Annotated in this window: 12 protein-coding genes; 7 read left to right on the top strand and 5 right to left on the bottom strand. The window is 42.4% G+C overall.

All coding sequences use genetic code 11. The annotated features are described in order from the left end of the window. Nucleotides 1-186: 186 nt before the first annotated feature. Both B4K26_RS06085 and gltS read left to right on the top strand, forming a co-directional pair. The gene (locus tag B4K26_RS06085) at nt 187-429 is read left to right on the top strand and encodes a hypothetical protein (protein WP_296244171.1); all 243 of its coding nucleotides are present in this window, start codon (nt 187-189) and stop codon (nt 427-429) included. A gap of 135 nt (nt 430-564) precedes the next feature. Next, on the top strand, nt 565-1836 hold the full coding sequence (gene gltS / locus B4K26_RS06080) for a sodium/glutamate symporter (protein ID WP_296244169.1): 1272 nt from the start codon (nt 565-567) through the stop codon (nt 1834-1836). Nucleotides 1837-1943: 107 nt separating this feature from the next. On the opposite strand, the gene glyA is transcribed toward gltS, so the two are convergent. From glyA to B4K26_RS06065, 3 genes are all read right to left on the bottom strand, one after another. Continuing rightward, nucleotides 1944-3200 carry a serine hydroxymethyltransferase gene (glyA, locus tag B4K26_RS06075; RefSeq protein ID WP_296244168.1) on the bottom strand — a complete coding sequence of 419 codons (1257 nt, stop codon included), beginning with the start codon at nt 3198-3200 and terminating at the stop codon, nt 1944-1946. 309 nt (nt 3201-3509) lie between these two features. After that, entirely contained in the window at nt 3510-4010 is a 501-nt protein-coding gene (locus B4K26_RS06070) for a chorismate--pyruvate lyase family protein (RefSeq protein ID WP_296244166.1), read from the bottom strand. Nucleotides 4011-4085: 75 nt separating this feature from the next. Continuing rightward, a complete protein-coding gene (locus B4K26_RS06065) occupies nt 4086-5477 on the bottom strand; it encodes a GNAT family N-acetyltransferase (protein WP_296244198.1) in 1392 nt (463 codons plus the stop codon). A 901-nt stretch (nt 5478-6378) separates the two neighbouring features. Here B4K26_RS06065 and B4K26_RS06060 point away from each other — a divergent pair. Both B4K26_RS06060 and B4K26_RS06055 read left to right on the top strand, forming a co-directional pair. Beyond that, nucleotides 6379-8598 carry an NADP-dependent isocitrate dehydrogenase gene (locus tag B4K26_RS06060; protein WP_296244165.1) on the top strand — a complete coding sequence of 740 codons (2220 nt, stop codon included), beginning with the start codon at nt 6379-6381 and terminating at the stop codon, nt 8596-8598. A gap of 301 nt (nt 8599-8899) precedes the next feature. Beyond that, on the top strand, nt 8900-9430 hold the full coding sequence (locus B4K26_RS06055) for an ion channel (protein WP_296244163.1): 531 nt from the start codon (nt 8900-8902) through the stop codon (nt 9428-9430). Between the two features lie 104 nt (nt 9431-9534). Here the strand turns inward: B4K26_RS06055 and icd are convergent, their stop codons facing one another. Beyond that, the gene (gene icd, locus B4K26_RS06050) at nt 9535-10794 is read right to left on the bottom strand and encodes an NADP-dependent isocitrate dehydrogenase (protein WP_296244161.1); all 1260 of its coding nucleotides are present in this window, start codon (nt 10792-10794) and stop codon (nt 9535-9537) included. A 656-nt stretch (nt 10795-11450) separates the two neighbouring features. Here icd and B4K26_RS06045 point away from each other — a divergent pair. Together B4K26_RS06045 and copM are read left to right on the top strand one after the other, a co-directional pair. After that, nucleotides 11451-12077 carry a pseudouridine synthase gene (locus B4K26_RS06045; RefSeq protein WP_296244159.1) on the top strand — a complete coding sequence of 209 codons (627 nt, stop codon included), beginning with the start codon at nt 11451-11453 and terminating at the stop codon, nt 12075-12077. 224 nt (nt 12078-12301) lie between these two features. Beyond that, nucleotides 12302-13144 carry a CopM family metallochaperone gene (copM, locus tag B4K26_RS06040; RefSeq protein ID WP_296244157.1) on the top strand — a complete coding sequence of 281 codons (843 nt, stop codon included), beginning with the start codon at nt 12302-12304 and terminating at the stop codon, nt 13142-13144. A gap of 123 nt (nt 13145-13267) precedes the next feature. On the opposite strand, the gene B4K26_RS06035 is transcribed toward copM, so the two are convergent. Next, nucleotides 13268-15193 carry a M61 family metallopeptidase gene (locus tag B4K26_RS06035; RefSeq protein WP_409521350.1) on the bottom strand — a complete coding sequence of 642 codons (1926 nt, stop codon included), beginning with the start codon at nt 15191-15193 and terminating at the stop codon, nt 13268-13270. Between B4K26_RS06035 and B4K26_RS12870 the strand changes: the two genes are divergently transcribed. Beyond that, nucleotides 15181-15252, top strand: a complete 72-nt coding sequence (locus tag B4K26_RS12870; RefSeq protein WP_414708032.1) for an LEPR-XLL domain-containing protein — start codon at nt 15181-15183, stop codon at nt 15250-15252. The genes B4K26_RS06035 and B4K26_RS12870 overlap by 13 nt on opposite strands. Nucleotides 15253-15289: the final 37 nt, after the last annotated feature.

Below are 15289 nucleotides of genomic sequence, written 5' to 3'. Positions count from 1 at the left end.
AATAAAAATTATTTTGCTTAATAACGGTCCCGCTACAAGAGGTTGCACCGAGCAAAGTAAAAGGATTAATTATTGAAATGCTAATAACAATCAATGGCGCACAGCTGAAGTCGCTCCTAATGAATGACGCGTTATAACTGCGGCAATTTTAAGCCCAGCGTAGATTTTGTCCCTTGCCACCCAAGAATGTTAAGGCGTGCCCTCCATTCAACTGATGGCTATCTACGTAACCTCAACCATAATTGGGACAGCGCTTGGGACGGTTTGACCAATATCGATATCACAGACTTTACCCTTTACTTAAATAAGGTAGAAAAAATCAACACTGAGGACTTTAATGTCTTTAAGCCTATCATTAAAGACGCCTGTGAAGATTTTGGCGAACTGCGATTATGGATTGTAGGTGACTCAGACCCTGCTTTTGAATAGATGCTTTTTAATAGCAGCAATTTAATAGGTACGATTTAACAGTAAAAATAGCAAGACGACCAGAACCTAAATTCGAGATAAAAACAGCTTTATACCGAATTCAGGTAAATTTATATTTATAGAAAGGATGAACTCATGGAAGTCACATTAAATGGATATTACACGCTAATATTCGCAACATTAGTGCTGTTACTTGGGCGCTTCTTGGTCAAGAAGATAAAGTTTTTAGAGGACTTTAATATTCCAGAACCTGTGGCAGGTGGTCTGGTTGCCGCCGCCATTGTGTATGCGCTTAATTTGGTTTGGGGTTATACCTTTAACTTCAATCAAGCATTACAAACAGCGACCATGCTAATGTTCTTTGCCTCAATCGGTCTGAGTGCTGATTTTGGCCGCCTTAAGGCGGGCGGTTCACCGTTACTGATTTTTACCATCGTTGTATCGGTCTTTATTGTTTTGCAAGATGTGGTTGGGGTCGCCATGGCAAGCGCGCTTGGGCTTGATCCACTACTTGGCTTGGTGACAGGTTCTATTGCCTTAACTGGTGGGCATGGTACTGCTGGGGCATGGGGTGTGGTATTGGAAGAACAGTATGGTGTGGTTGGTGCCACAACCCTCGGTATTGCCGTTGCGACTTATGGTTTGGTCGCAGGTGGTCTGGTTGGTGGCCCTGTTGCACGCAGATTGATCAATAAAATGGGCATTAAGCCTGCGCCCATCAATCCAAACCAAAGTGATGTTGAAAAGCTTGCTGGCCAGCAGTCGTTATACAGTACCAAGCATGACAAAGACGGTGATGACAGACATGAAGAGATGTTTGAAAAGCCGGATAATATCCGTTTGATTACCGCTTCTTCTACTATTGAAAGTCTGGCATTGTTTGCAGGTGCTTTAGCGTTTGCTGATTTGATGACCATTGTTGCAGAAGGCACGGCATTTGAATTACCTACCTTCGTTTGGGCATTGGCAGGCGGCGTAGTTATTCGTAATGCGCTGACCATGGTCTTTAACTTTGATATGTTTGACCGTGCGATTGATGTGATTGGTAATGCGTCGTTAAGCCTGTTTTTAGCCATGGCGCTATTGTCATTGAAACTGTGGGAATTGACGGATTTGGCAGGGCCAGTCTTGATAATCTTACTCGTGCAAACTGCCGTCATGATTGGTTATGCTTATTTCGTCACCTATAGAGTCATGGGCAAAGATTATGATGCGGCAGTGTTGGCAGCTGGACATTCTGGTTTTGGTATGGGAGCAACCCCAACGGCCATTGCCAATATGCAGGCAGTGACCGATCGCTACTTGCCATCACCGAAAGCGTTTTTGATTGTGCCGATGGTTGGTGCCTTCTTTGTCGATATCGTTAACGCAACAGTATTGCAGATATTTACCAAGTTGCCATTCTAAGCCAGTGATGCAACACAGTTAGATTAAGATAAATGATAAATTAAAAACCGCCTAGCCATTTAGCTAAGCGGTTTTTTATTTAGAGCTGAAAACTCAATAATTAAGAATTACTGGTTTTTAGCGTAGACAGGTTTTTTCGCACACAGCGCTTTTACTTTTTCGCGAGTCTCAGCGATGACTTTTTCATCACCGCGGCTGTCTAACACGTCACAAATCCAAGTAGCAACGTCTTTGACATCTGCTTCGTCAAAACCGCGAGTAGTCAGTGCAGCAGTTCCGATACGAATTCCAGAGGTCACAAATGGAGATTTAGGATCGTTTGGAACGGCGTTTTTGTTGACCGTGATGAACGCATCACCAAGCCATTTATCTGCTTCTTTACCAGTCATTTCTTGCTTAACCAAGCTGATTAGCATGAGATGGTTTTCGGTGCCACCAGAGATGATTTCATAGCCACGGTCGATGATAACTTGTGCCATCGCTTGAGCGTTTTTAACCACTTGTTGCTGATAAGTCTTAAAGTTATCTTCTAGCGCTTCTTTAAAGCAAACCGCTTTCGCCGCGATAACGTGCATTAAAGGACCGCCTTGGTTGCCTGGGAATACCGCAGAGTTTAGCTTTTTCGCCAGTGCCTCATCACGCGCCAAAATCATTCCTGAACGTGGGCCACGCAAGGTTTTGTGCGTCGTCGTTGTGACCACATCGGCGAATGGTACTGGGTTTGGATAAACACCACCAGCGACCAAACCTGCAACGTGAGCCATATCTACTAAAAGGTAAGCGCCTACTTCGTCGGCGATTTCACGGAAACGCGCCCAATCGACCACTTGTGAATACGCTGAGAAGCCAGCAATAATCATTTTGGGTTTGTGCTCTTTTGCCAAACGCTCAACTTCGTCATAATCAATTAGGCCAGTTTCTTCGGCCAAGCCGTACTGAACGGCGTTGTAGTTCAAACCTGAGAAGTTAATATGCGCGCCGTGAGTCAAGTGACCACCTGCGTCTAGGCTCATGCCTAGTACCGTATCGTTCGCTTCAAGTAGTGCTAAAAATACCGCCGAGTTTGCTTGGCTACCCGAGTGCGGTTGGACGTTGGCGTACTCAGCGCCAAACAATTCTTTTGCACGGTCAATGGCCAATTGCTCAACCACATCGACATGCTCACAACCACCATAATAACGCTTACCAGGATAGCCTTCAGCGTATTTATTGGTCAGGTCGGTGCCTTGTGCTTCCATCACTGCTTGCGAGCAATAGTTTTCTGATGCAATAAGCTCAATGTGATTTTCTTGACGAACGCTTTCAGCAGCCATGGCTTCAGCAAGTACTGGATCAAATTCTTTGATAGAAATATCTTTAAACATAGTGAGGTCCTAAGTAGTGACTGTCGTTAGTGGTGACTTTCATTGAAAAGAAGTGAGTAGCAAAAGGAGCTTGAAGTAGACAAACAAAGGCAATCGACCTGTTGAGAGCTTGTCTGGTTTGGCAATAAATTCGATATATAAAGGCATCGATATCATCGCTATGGATTAAGTGTAGCATGAAACTTTGGCCTGTGAGCGCAAAAAAACCTCACTGTAAGCTGAAGGCTTTAAATGAGATTATCATGATAATAAATGCGCAATAAAATAAACGACTTACTGATTTTATATATTAATTTTTATTGTAATTGTTTAACCCTCATTAGTTAAAAACGCTTCTAAAAAGGTTTCACTAATAAGTATTTTACGACCATACCAATTATAAATCGTCTGCCGTTGCCAGCCGTCTGCCGTCTTTTCGATAGAACGTCGATTGGGCAAAGTACGACTACGCTTAAATAACACATAGCCAATTGGCGTACTTTTCAACTGCTGTAATCGGCGAGCGCACCCCTTTAAGCTTATTAAAGGAAAAATACTTTGTGCTTGCACCCAAGGCTGTTCATCATTGCCATACAACTGTGACTCACGAACCCAAGCCAATAACGGACGGCTTAACGCCGCACCTTGCACACCCAGTTGCTTTTTTTGCGCCAAGGTCAACAATTGATAACCCTCAAAACTACGCTCAACGCGTAATGGCTGCCCAGCTTTTACTTCTAGCATAGCCGTAAGAGAACCTTCGGTATTGAGAAAATCAACTAGCTCACTGGGAGCAAATAATGGGTTAGAACAAGAAGAATTACTGGTCATAGTTTATGGCTGATAGAAAGTGGTTAAATAGAAAACGGCTAAGCAGGAAGCAACAGAAAAATGATAAATAAAATATCAATTAGCACTATTGAACGTTGGCATATTATCAATATTAAAAGGTAACGCCTCAAACGCCTGCTTGCGATATTGCGCCATATTCATACGGTCTTTTACGCAAAAATTGCTAATCGCTGGGATAAAGCGCGTATCATAAATGCGGTGCAACGAGTGAGTTTTGGTCGGAATAAAACCACGGACAAGCTTGTGCTCCCCTTGGGTGCCTGGATCAAAATACGACAAACCCTGTTCGATAGCGAACTCAATACCTTGATAATAACACAGCTCGAAGTGCAAACTGTCATACTCACCCAGCGCGCCCCAATAACGGCCATAAAGCGTGGCGTTTTCGCTATCGGGATTATCGTAGAAAAATAAACTGCTGGCAATAATCTCTCCATTGACATCAAGCGCTTGCGCCAACATCAAATACTCAGACAGGCTAACAGCCAGTTTTTTGAAAAAATCTAGCGTTAAATAAGGCTGCTGACCTCGTACTGCGTAGGTCATCACATAACAATGATAAAACGCTTTCCAATCTTCTTCAGTAATAGCATCGCCGCATTTTCGCTGACAGGTGATACCTTGTTCAGCGACTTTTCGCCTCTCAGCACGAATGGTTTTGCGTTTTTTGGCTCTTAGCGTTGTCAAAAAGTCTTCAAAATTGACGAACGGCTGACTGTCTTGGCTTAGCGAATTATCTTGGTTTATTTGATTATCTTGGTTTAAATGTTTATTTTGCCATAAAAACTGACAGCCTTGCCGCTCAAGTATTGGTAATTCAATCGGCTCTACCGCTGCGCCATTTGCTTGATTATTGAGTGCCCTTTCTATATCAATATCATTTGGTAGTGCCATATTAGCAATAGCAGCCAGCTCAGAGGTGACAAATAACCCATGCCAGCTAGACGCTTCGACTTGCTGAGCAATATCATCGACCCCTGCGATGGCTGCTTTTAAGATATCAGTATTCAGCGCCTCACCTTCTGCTAACCAAAAGCGTTGCCCAGTAACCGGTGTATAAGGTGCGCTAGTCACCAAACGCGGATAATAATCGAGACCATATTGCGCATAGGCTTGGGCCCAAGTGTGATCAAATACAAACTCCCCTCGATGGTGACCTTTAATAAAAACCGGCATGACCGCAACAGGCTGCCCTATTTGTTCTGAAGAAAGCGTTGGCTGCGCGGTATCGTCATCATCAGCACTAGTGTCGTTAATAGCACTTCCTACTTCATTTGGACGATGGATTAATATATAAATTGGCAACCAGCCTGCTTTTTCGCCAATAGCGCCTGTATCACTAAGTGCATGCCAAAACTCAAATGTCATAAAAGGCGTGTCTGGCGTTTGCCAGTGAGCCAAATCTTGCCAACTATTATCATTAAGTAACGCATATTGTAAATTCATAATCACCGCACTATTTTTTAGAATTTCTTTAACACACTGCTCTTTACCTTTTAGCCTATCAAATATCGACATTTTTGCTGTCACAATTTGCAAAAAGTCAGATTGCAAAAAGTCACATTACAAGAAATTAAGAACTATCTCGCGCTAACATTTTTATACCTCAACACTCTTTTATCAAAAATCATATAAACAAAGGCACATAAAAAGCCACTGACAGCAATGCAGATGGCTTAACTGACTGTTTTATTGATATGAAGAATTGATAAGTTTCGATGGAGTTAGCATCTTAAAAACAAATAATTTGAAAAACTAAGACTTCGATAAGCTCATCATTTAACAAACAAGCCTACAAGGACAGAAAATAGGACTAAAAGCGCGATAATTGCACGCAAAAGATGATATTGGTGCTGAGGACTGGTAGAATAAGGCTATTATTAGCTTAATATAATTCAGATACATAGGGTATGAGCGAAAATAGTATACTTAGTTCAATATACAAGATTGACATCATATCGGATTTATAGTGGATCAACTATAATATCGCGTCAGCCGTCCGCTTCCAGATCATTGTAATTTGTAAGCATTGAGTACATGATTAGCACAAATTTTTAACAATGATCTTTGATAGTGAGCTTTTGATACTGACCCTTTAAGAAAGATAGCGCTTGATAAGGCGACTTTATAATGAAGGCTAATTCAGAGCAAATGACTGCCGATGAAATATTTTTTAGCAGTCTTGGCCTACTCAAGGATGGCAATAAAAACGCCTGATGTATTTGATTCTCGATTGAACCTCGAACCAACCCCGTAGCCCATTATGGTATGAAGACTGGGTAGCTCTACTAAATAATACCCCAGCCTTATTGACCTCATTAATGACAACAAGGAATAACCTACTAACATGTCAAAAATTATTTATACAAAAACTGACGAAGCCCCAGCGCTTGCAACCTTATCATTCTTGCCTATTGTGAAAGCCTTTACCCAAACAGCAGGCATCGACGTTGAAACCAGTGATATCTCTGTTGCTGCTCGTGTGTTGGCTGAATTTCCAGAGTACTTAACCGAAGAGCAGCGCGTTCCTAATAACTTAGCGGCACTTGGTGAATTGACTCAAGACCCAAACGCCAACATCATCAAATTGCCGAATATCAGTGCTTCTGTACAGCAGCTAAAAGCGGCTATTAAAGAGCTACAAGGTAAAGGCTACGCGATTCCTAATTTTCCAGACGAGCCAAAAACCGAAGAAGAAGAAGAAATCCGTCGTCGTTATGGCAAAAGCCTAGGCAGCTCGGTAAATCCAGTATTACGTGAAGGTAACTCAGATCGCCGCGCGCCAAAAGCAGTTAAAAACTACGCGCGTAAACATCCGCATTCGATGGGCGAATGGAAACAGTGGTCACAGACCCACGTTTCGCACATGCATAGTGGCGACTTTTATGATGGTGAGCAATCACTGACCTTAGATAAAGCGCGTACCGTTCGTATGGAGTTGTTGCTTGAAGACGGTACAACCAAAGTATTAAAACCAAAAATTGCTTTGTTAGACAAAGAAGTCATCGACTTGATGTTTATGAGCAAAAAAGCGCTGCTTGAATTTTATGAGCGCGAAATGGAAGACTGCCGCGAAGCGGGTATTTTATTTTCACTACACGTAAAAGCCACGATGATGAAAGTATCGCATCCTATTGTCTTCGGTCATGCGGTGCGTATTTATTATAAAGACGCTTTCCAAAAACATGGCGCATTATTTGACGAGCTAGGCATTAACGTTAATAACGGCATGGCAAGCCTGTACGAAAAAATCGCCGAATTGCCAGCCAGTTTGCGTGAAGAGATTGAGCGCGACCTCCATGCCTGTCAAGTGCATCGCCCTCGTCTAGCAATGGTTGATTCATCAAAAGGTATTACCAACTTCCATTCTCCAAGTGACGTGATTGTCGATGCTTCTATGCCAGCGATGATTCGTAACGGCGGTAAAATGTGGGGTGCTGATGGCAAATTATATGACTGTAAAGCGGTCATGCCGGAATCTACTTTTGCGCGTATTTACCAAGAAATGATTAATTTCTGTAAGTGGCATGGCAACTTTGACCCAACCACTATGGGGACGGTTCCAAACGTTGGTTTGATGGCGCAAAAAGCGGAAGAGTACGGCTCGCACGACAAAACCTTTGAATCGAGCGATACGGGTGTGGCGCGTATTGTCGATGTTGACTCAGGCGAAGTCTTACTTGAGCAGCGTGTTGAAAAAGGCGATATCTGGCGCATGTGTCAGACCAAAGATGCTCCTATTCAAGACTGGGTGAAACTTGCCGTACGCCGAGCTCGTGAATCAAATACTCCGGTTATTTTCTGGCTCGACCCATATCGTCCGCACGAAAATGAGCTGATTAAAAAGGTTAAAACCTACTTAAAAGATTATGATACCGATGGTCTGCATATCGAAATCATGTCACAAGTTCGCGCCATGCGTTATACCTTAGAGCGTGTTGCCCGTGGTCTAGATACGATTTCTGCGACTGGTAACATTTTGCGTGATTATCTGACCGATTTGTTCCCGATTTTAGAATTGGGCACCAGTGCGAAAATGCTGTCAGTTGTGCCATTAATGAAAGGCGGCGGTTTATTTGAAACAGGCGCAGGTGGTTCAGCACCGAAGCACGTGCAGCAGCTGCTTGAAGAAAACCACCTACGTTGGGATTCTCTTGGTGAGTTCTTAGCCTTAACCGAATCTTTAGAGCATTTGGCGAAAAACGATGACAATGCTAAAGCGAAAGTATTGGCTGATACGCTCGATAGAGCAACTGAAACGCTGCTGTTAAATGACAAATCGCCATCACGTAAAACCGGCGAGCTTGATAACCGTGGTAGTCATTTCTATCTGGCAAAATATTGGGCTGAAGAGCTGGCAGCACAAGATGAGAATAGCGAGCTAAAAGCACAGTTTGCGCCGCTAGCCCAAAAACTTGAAGACAATGAAGCCGCTATCGTTGAGCAGCTTAATGAAGTTCAGGGTAAACCGATGGATCTAAAAGGCTATTACTTAGCAGATGAAGCATTGGCTGAGAAAGCCATGCGTCCAAGTACTTTGTTTAACGAAGCCATTGCTTCCTTGTAATAGATGCTTCTTTGTAATAGATGCTTCTTTGTAATAGATGCTTCGTTGCAAATAAAACTAAGCTGGTTTAGCAAACTTTGTTAAATTCAGCATCAATCAAGTGCCCCAATAGTTTAAGACTATTGGGGCGTTTTTATAGTTTCTGTGCTGCTCAAAGCGGTCAAGATGACGAAGCCATAACAATATAGGATATAAAAGCGTCCTACTTCTATTGTTATGCAGTATCGAATGTTAAAATCACACTTGAGCTATTGATAAGCGTAATTAAGCGTAATATTGAACGTACAGATGAGGCCCTATCATGCTAGAAAAAATAACCACGGCTAGAGGTACTCTCTTTATTTTTGTCCTCGTTGGTAGCTTATGGTACTCACTGGCTCGTTTTTTACCTGATAATATTTGGCGCGATATACTTACCATCAGCCTTGCCTTCGTATTTTGTGCTATTTTTATGTGGTCGCTGTTTAGTACGTTGCAGCGCATCTATGGCAATGATGGCAACTTGTGGAAAGAGCTTGCGATGACAACGCTCAACGTCTTTTTATTTTTGCTAACCTTCTCAGCACTTTACTATGAAATTGGTATCGTTGACACCACACTCGATGGCAATCCTATTTCGCAAGACTTTTGGGCGTGCTGCTACTATGCAGTCGTCACTTTTACCTCGACAGGCTACGGTGATTTTCGACCGCAAGGTATCAGTCGGGTATTAGCAAGCTTACACGCATTGATCGGCTATTTAGTGCTGGGTTTAATGGCTTCAACCAGCCTATCGGTTGTTAAGTGGACGGCGAATGGAAGCGGTAAAAATCGTGGTAAAAACGACAGCTAATTTAAAATTCAATCACCAATATTAAAAAGTCCATAAATATAAAAACCACCTATAAAAATATAGATGGTTCATTTTTTTACGCTATAAATCATAAAACAAAGCGATTACGCATCCATGTGTTTAATAATGGCTTTACCAAACTCGGAGCTACTGAGCAAAATAGCGTCCGGCATTAAGCGCTCAAAGTCATAAGTGACAGTTTTGTTTTTGATAGCACCTTTGATACCTGCGATAACAAGGTCAGCGGCTTCCGTCCAGCCCATATCACGCAGCATCATCTCCGCCGATAGGATCAATGAACCTGGATTGACCTTATCTTGACCAGCATATTTAGGCGCCGTGCCGTGAGTAGCCTCATAAACAGCGATTGAACCGCCTTTGTTCGCTCCCGGTGCAATACCAATACCACCAACTTCAGCCGCTAGCGCATCAGAGATATAATCACCGTTTAAGTTTAACGTCGCAACAACTGAATATTCAGCAGGGCGCATAAGGATTTGCTGTAAAAAAGCATCAGCGATGACGTCTTTGATGATAATTTCATTACCAGTTTTTGGGTTTTTTATCGTCATCCAAGGACCACCATCTAGCAGCTCAGCACCAAAACGCTCAGCAGCAAGCTCGTAGCCCCATTCTTTAAACGCGCCCTCGGTAAATTTCATGATATTACCTTTGTGTACGAGAGTGACACTGGGTAAATCATTATCGATGGCATGCTGGATGGCTTTACGCACCAGACGCTGCGAGCCTTCTTTTGATACTGGCTTGATGCCGATACCGCAGTCATCTGAAAAACGGATTTTGGTCACGCCCATCTCTTCTTTTAGAAATTTAATGACTTTTTTAGCGTCATCACTACCTGCTTTCCACTCGATTCCCGCATAGATATCTTCTGAGTTTTCGCGAAAAATAACCATATCGGTCAGCTCTGGGCTATTCACAGGACTCGGCACGCCCTCAAACCAACGTACCGGACGCTGACAGACGTATAAATCAAGCTCTTGACGTAAAGCAACGTTTAATGAACGCATACCGCCACCAACTGGCGTGGTCAATGGACCTTTAATACTTACGAGAAATTCGCGTAAAATCTCAAGCGTTTCGGTCGGCATGTATTCACCGTCGTAAATTTTAGCAGCCTTTTCACCGCAATAAACTTCCATCCAAACAATAGATTTTTTGCCTTTATAGGCTTTTGATACGGCTGCATCGACCACTTTAATCATGACAGGTGTGATATCAACGCCGATGCCATCGCCTTCGATAAAGGGAATAATAGGATGATTGGGGACATTTAGCGATAAATCAGCGTTAGCGGTTATTTTCTCGCCATCTCTTGGTACGATAACCTTATCATATGACATGGGATCAGACTCCTTGATAGTATTATTTATATAGTATTTATATATTTATTAGCGCCAGCATCCTTGGCGTTCTGTTATGCTAACCACGTTATTTTGGCTTGAATAGGACAGTATTGTAGCGCTATCAACGTTGCTGACTTATGCAAAAATACAGCTAATCCAAAATGCTTAAGATAGGATGTAGAATGATTCTAAGAATAATTTATAAATATAAACTACATAGTGTTTTTAATAATTTATAATATAAAATTAATATATAGCTAAGTTCACTGAGTTATTTATCTATAAAACAAAACATCATTTTAATAAGCAGGATTAATAAATTTATTTAGTAATTACTCATGATATTTATAGATCGTATACGTTAGGTAATAGGAAAATATCGCAACCTGTCTTAAATATCTTACTAATATTATGGTCTGCTTGATAATTTTTCTTTTGCATACGGCATTCCTACTTATCAATATTAAAAATACCACAATACCAATAAGGTTATTTTAGGCAGCGTTTATCGTTCATAAAATATATCCTTATCCTCGTCATTTTTTAACAAAATTTTTAACGATAATCTGCTTCTTAATGTTATTTTTAACTTCCTTAACCTTTCGTGCTCGCTACCTGATATCAATTATTTTATGTTTAGGAAATGCTATTTTATGTCCATCTCAAGCCTGATTTTATTTAACAAACCCTATGGCGTACAAAGTCAATTTCGTGATGACAGCAATAATGACCATACCACTCTATCGCAGTACTTCACTGACAAATCGCTTCGCGTTGCCGGTCGGCTCGATGCGACCTCAGAAGGATTGTTAATTTTGACCAGTGACGGTCGGGTGAATAAAGCCATTACCCAGCCGCCACCAATCAAGAATTTTGCACAAAATAAAAAAAAACAAGGTAAAACCTATTTGGTACAAGTCGAAGGTTTGGTAAGCGCGGATCAACTAGAGCAACTGACGGCGGGAGTGCATTTAAAAGACGGCAAGACCTTGCCAGCAGTTGCACGATTGGTTGAGGAAGCCGATTTGCCGATTGTATTATGGCAGCGTGATCCGCCTATCCGTGAGCGTAAAAATGTCCCAACGTCATGGCTAATGCTGACCATTTATGAAGGTAAAAATCGTCAAGTAAGGCGTATGACCGCCCATGTGGGATTGCCTTGTTTGCGTCTGATTCGCTGGTCGGTGGCAGGATTTGAGCTTGGATCGCTCGGCGTTGGCGAATTTGTGCGCATTCACTTAAATAGTGGACGCTGTCGACAGTTAGGAATCATCGATTAAGCTATTAGCTTGATAATTTAACCTTGTTAGCTTCTATTAATGAACTTTGCTGTTATTAAAGAGATTACGACTTATTAAACATCGCGTCTCGAACGAGTAAGGTTTATCTGTTAAGATTCAAAACTGCACTATTTGTGCGTTTCTCATTGATCTTAATTTGCTGATTGGTTGTCTTATTTTTTGTTGAGCTTGTTTCTTGTTTTATTTGATAGTAAGGATATGTCATGATCGCCTCTCGTCGTTTTACTTTGTTTGCTACTAGTATGGCTGCTACCATGCTGCTAAGTGCTTGCCAGCCAGCAACGGATGATAGCAAGGTAATTCCGATAGAAGAAGCCACACAGGCCATGCCTGAGCCGTTCGAAAGTACTGATGAAAGGGACGCCCATACCGATCAAGATATGACTGAGAGCGATGATGCGTCATACAAAGCAGAAATGACCGACATGCTTAGAGATTATACGAAGTCGATGACCAGTATGCACAATGAGATGATGGTTGGTATGGGTTATAACGATCCTGATACCGCTTTCGCCAAAGGCATGCTTGGGCATCATCGCGGTGCGATAGATATGGCAAAGATTGAGCTAAAATACGGTACTGATGAGACGATGCGTAAGCTTGCTCAAGACATCATCGACTCGCAGCAAATTGAAATCGATATCATGAATAAATGGCTAGCTAGCCATCCTGATGCGCCCAAACCCAAACTCAATACCGAAGCCATGCAAGAGGCATATGCAAAAGGGATGAATACCATGCATAGTGACATGATGCTCGGTATTGCAGAGCCTGACGCTGATATGGCATTTGCGCGCGGTATGTTGCCGCATCATATTGGCGCAGTGGACATGGCAAAGGTACAACTCCAATACGGTACAGATGAAGAAATGCGAAAGTTAGCCCAAGACATTATTGATGCTCAGCAGCCTGAGATTGAGCTGATGCAAAGCTGGATTGCGGCAAATAAATCTCCTAATACGGCGATTAGCAATGCTGATGACGCTGTTATTAAAGATAAAGAAGCAGTTAAAGAAGAAACGGTTAAAGAAAAAGTCAAATCTTAAAGTTAAATGGTTATAACGACATCATCTTTGCCTACAAAACCCTAAGCGTTAAAAATAAACCCTTGCTAAGCTGCGTTGTTTAGCAAGGGTTTTTTAATGTCTTCACGCTTTATTACTTGTCTATTAACTTTGATAGCGCGCTAGTGCATTTAGCCATGTATCTCCAGTATTGGCATACCCTACAGAATCGCCATCGTCTTCGCAGTCAATAGCAGCCCTTGCCAAACGTAAGCTGACATTATGCGGAAATGCGTTTTCAATATCGTTCTGCGCATCTTTAACGGACAATTCTTTAGGTAAAACCTCGACTACCATCAGCTCATCACGGCGAAACAAATGACATTCTACTAAACTCGTGGCATTACTGAGCGTTGCTAATTGCTTGGTATCTGCTTTGATACCGTCAATTGCAATGATGACATCATGCGCTGAGATACCCGCCTTAGCAGCGGCACTGTCACGGCTTACGCGATTAACCTTTAGTCCAAGCGGCGTCTCACTACAACGCATGCCCCAAGGTATATTTTTATCGGCAGTCTCTTTGCTGTTAGGGTGGAATTTAATACCATTGGCCACTAGCAGCGCCTCTAGTGGCAGCTCTTCTACGCCATTGACATAACGGCGCTCAAACTCCTCCCAATCTGCTAACGGCATAAATTTCCCAATGACTACCCCCATATCGGCACTACTGATGCCGATGCGTTTATTGTCATTTTGTTTTGCTTGGCTATAAAATTCTTTAATCACATCAAACAAACGATAACGACCAGCACTTTTTGCCAGTAACGTTAAATCTAAGCATAACGCCACCAATGCGCCTTTATTATAGTAGCTGATACCTGCATTGCCGGTATTTTCATCATTGCGATACAGCTTAATCCAAGCGTCAAAGCTCGACTCAGCAACGCTTTGATGCGCGCGCCCTGGGGTCTGATAGTAGCGGTTGATTTGTTCGCTAAGCAATTTAAGATAGCTTGCTTTATCGATGACACCAGACGCTTGCAACATGAAATCATCGATATAAGAAGTAAAACCTTCAAACACCCAAAGCAGCGGCGTAAAGGCTTCACGGCGCAAATCCACATCCAACATTACATCTGGTCGGACGGTTTTGACCCACCACGCATGAAAATACTCGTGGCTGCATAAACCCAAAAAGCGTTGATAATCGCTACTTGGTACTTTTGGCTCATCAGTATTGGGTAAATCACGACGCGGGGTAATTAAACTGGTCGAATCGATATGCTCAAGACCACCATAATCTTGACCACTGGCAAAAGTCATAAAGGTATAATCATTAAATGGCGCATCGCCAAGCCAATCTAAATAAGTCTGACAGATTTGGGTGACGTCTTGCTGCAAGCGCCCCATATTGGCGCTATGCTTACCTGAAAGATAAAAATGATGGCTAAGCGTCTGATGCTTATCATCTTGAATGATAAAATCAAAACTATCTTGCTCAGCGATTTCAAACGGATGATCGATAAGCTCATGGTAGCTGTCTGCTTGTAGATGGTATATTTGCGGCTTACTACTCTTTATTTGTATAGTACTCTGTGAGTTTACGACCGCAAGTCCGCATGCCAAACGCACACGACTAGCGTCTTTGTCAGTTAAAAATGCTGCTGGTACGATTAAATCAACATCTACTGCTTTTTGTTCTTGCCCATCAATCGCTAAGGCAAGCGAGGTAAAATTGCCATAAAGCCGTTGTTGGTCGACATACGCGGTACGCACGGATAAATCATAACAATATACTTCGTAATGGACACGTATGCTCTGCCCTGCTCGCACTTGTGGTAGTTGCCACGTGTTTTTATCGGTTTTTTGCCCGCGATAAGATTCAGTATTGGTATTGCTATCATCAGCTTGGCTATCCATAATTTTATAATGCACCGCAGTGATATTGCGGGCAAATTCGCGCATTAAATAGCTTCCTGGTATCCATGCTGGCAACCACAAACTTGGGGCGTCAGTACCCGCGGTAAAGGTGAGCGATACATCCACCAAATGCTCTAAAAAGCGCGCAAAATTAAATTGGTAAAAGATATCTGCTCTCTGCTGACTTAAATTATCAGCCGGTAAAACTTGAGAAAATGTATTCATAATCGTTGTTATCCTTATGTTTATGCTTATGGTAGGAGC

This window comes from Psychrobacter sp. UBA6766 (assembly GCF_002453355.1).
GTDB lineage: Bacteria > Pseudomonadota > Gammaproteobacteria > Pseudomonadales > Moraxellaceae > Psychrobacter.
The sequence above is the reverse complement of the archived record's forward strand: the minus strand, read 5'-3'. Positions and strand labels throughout refer to the sequence as shown.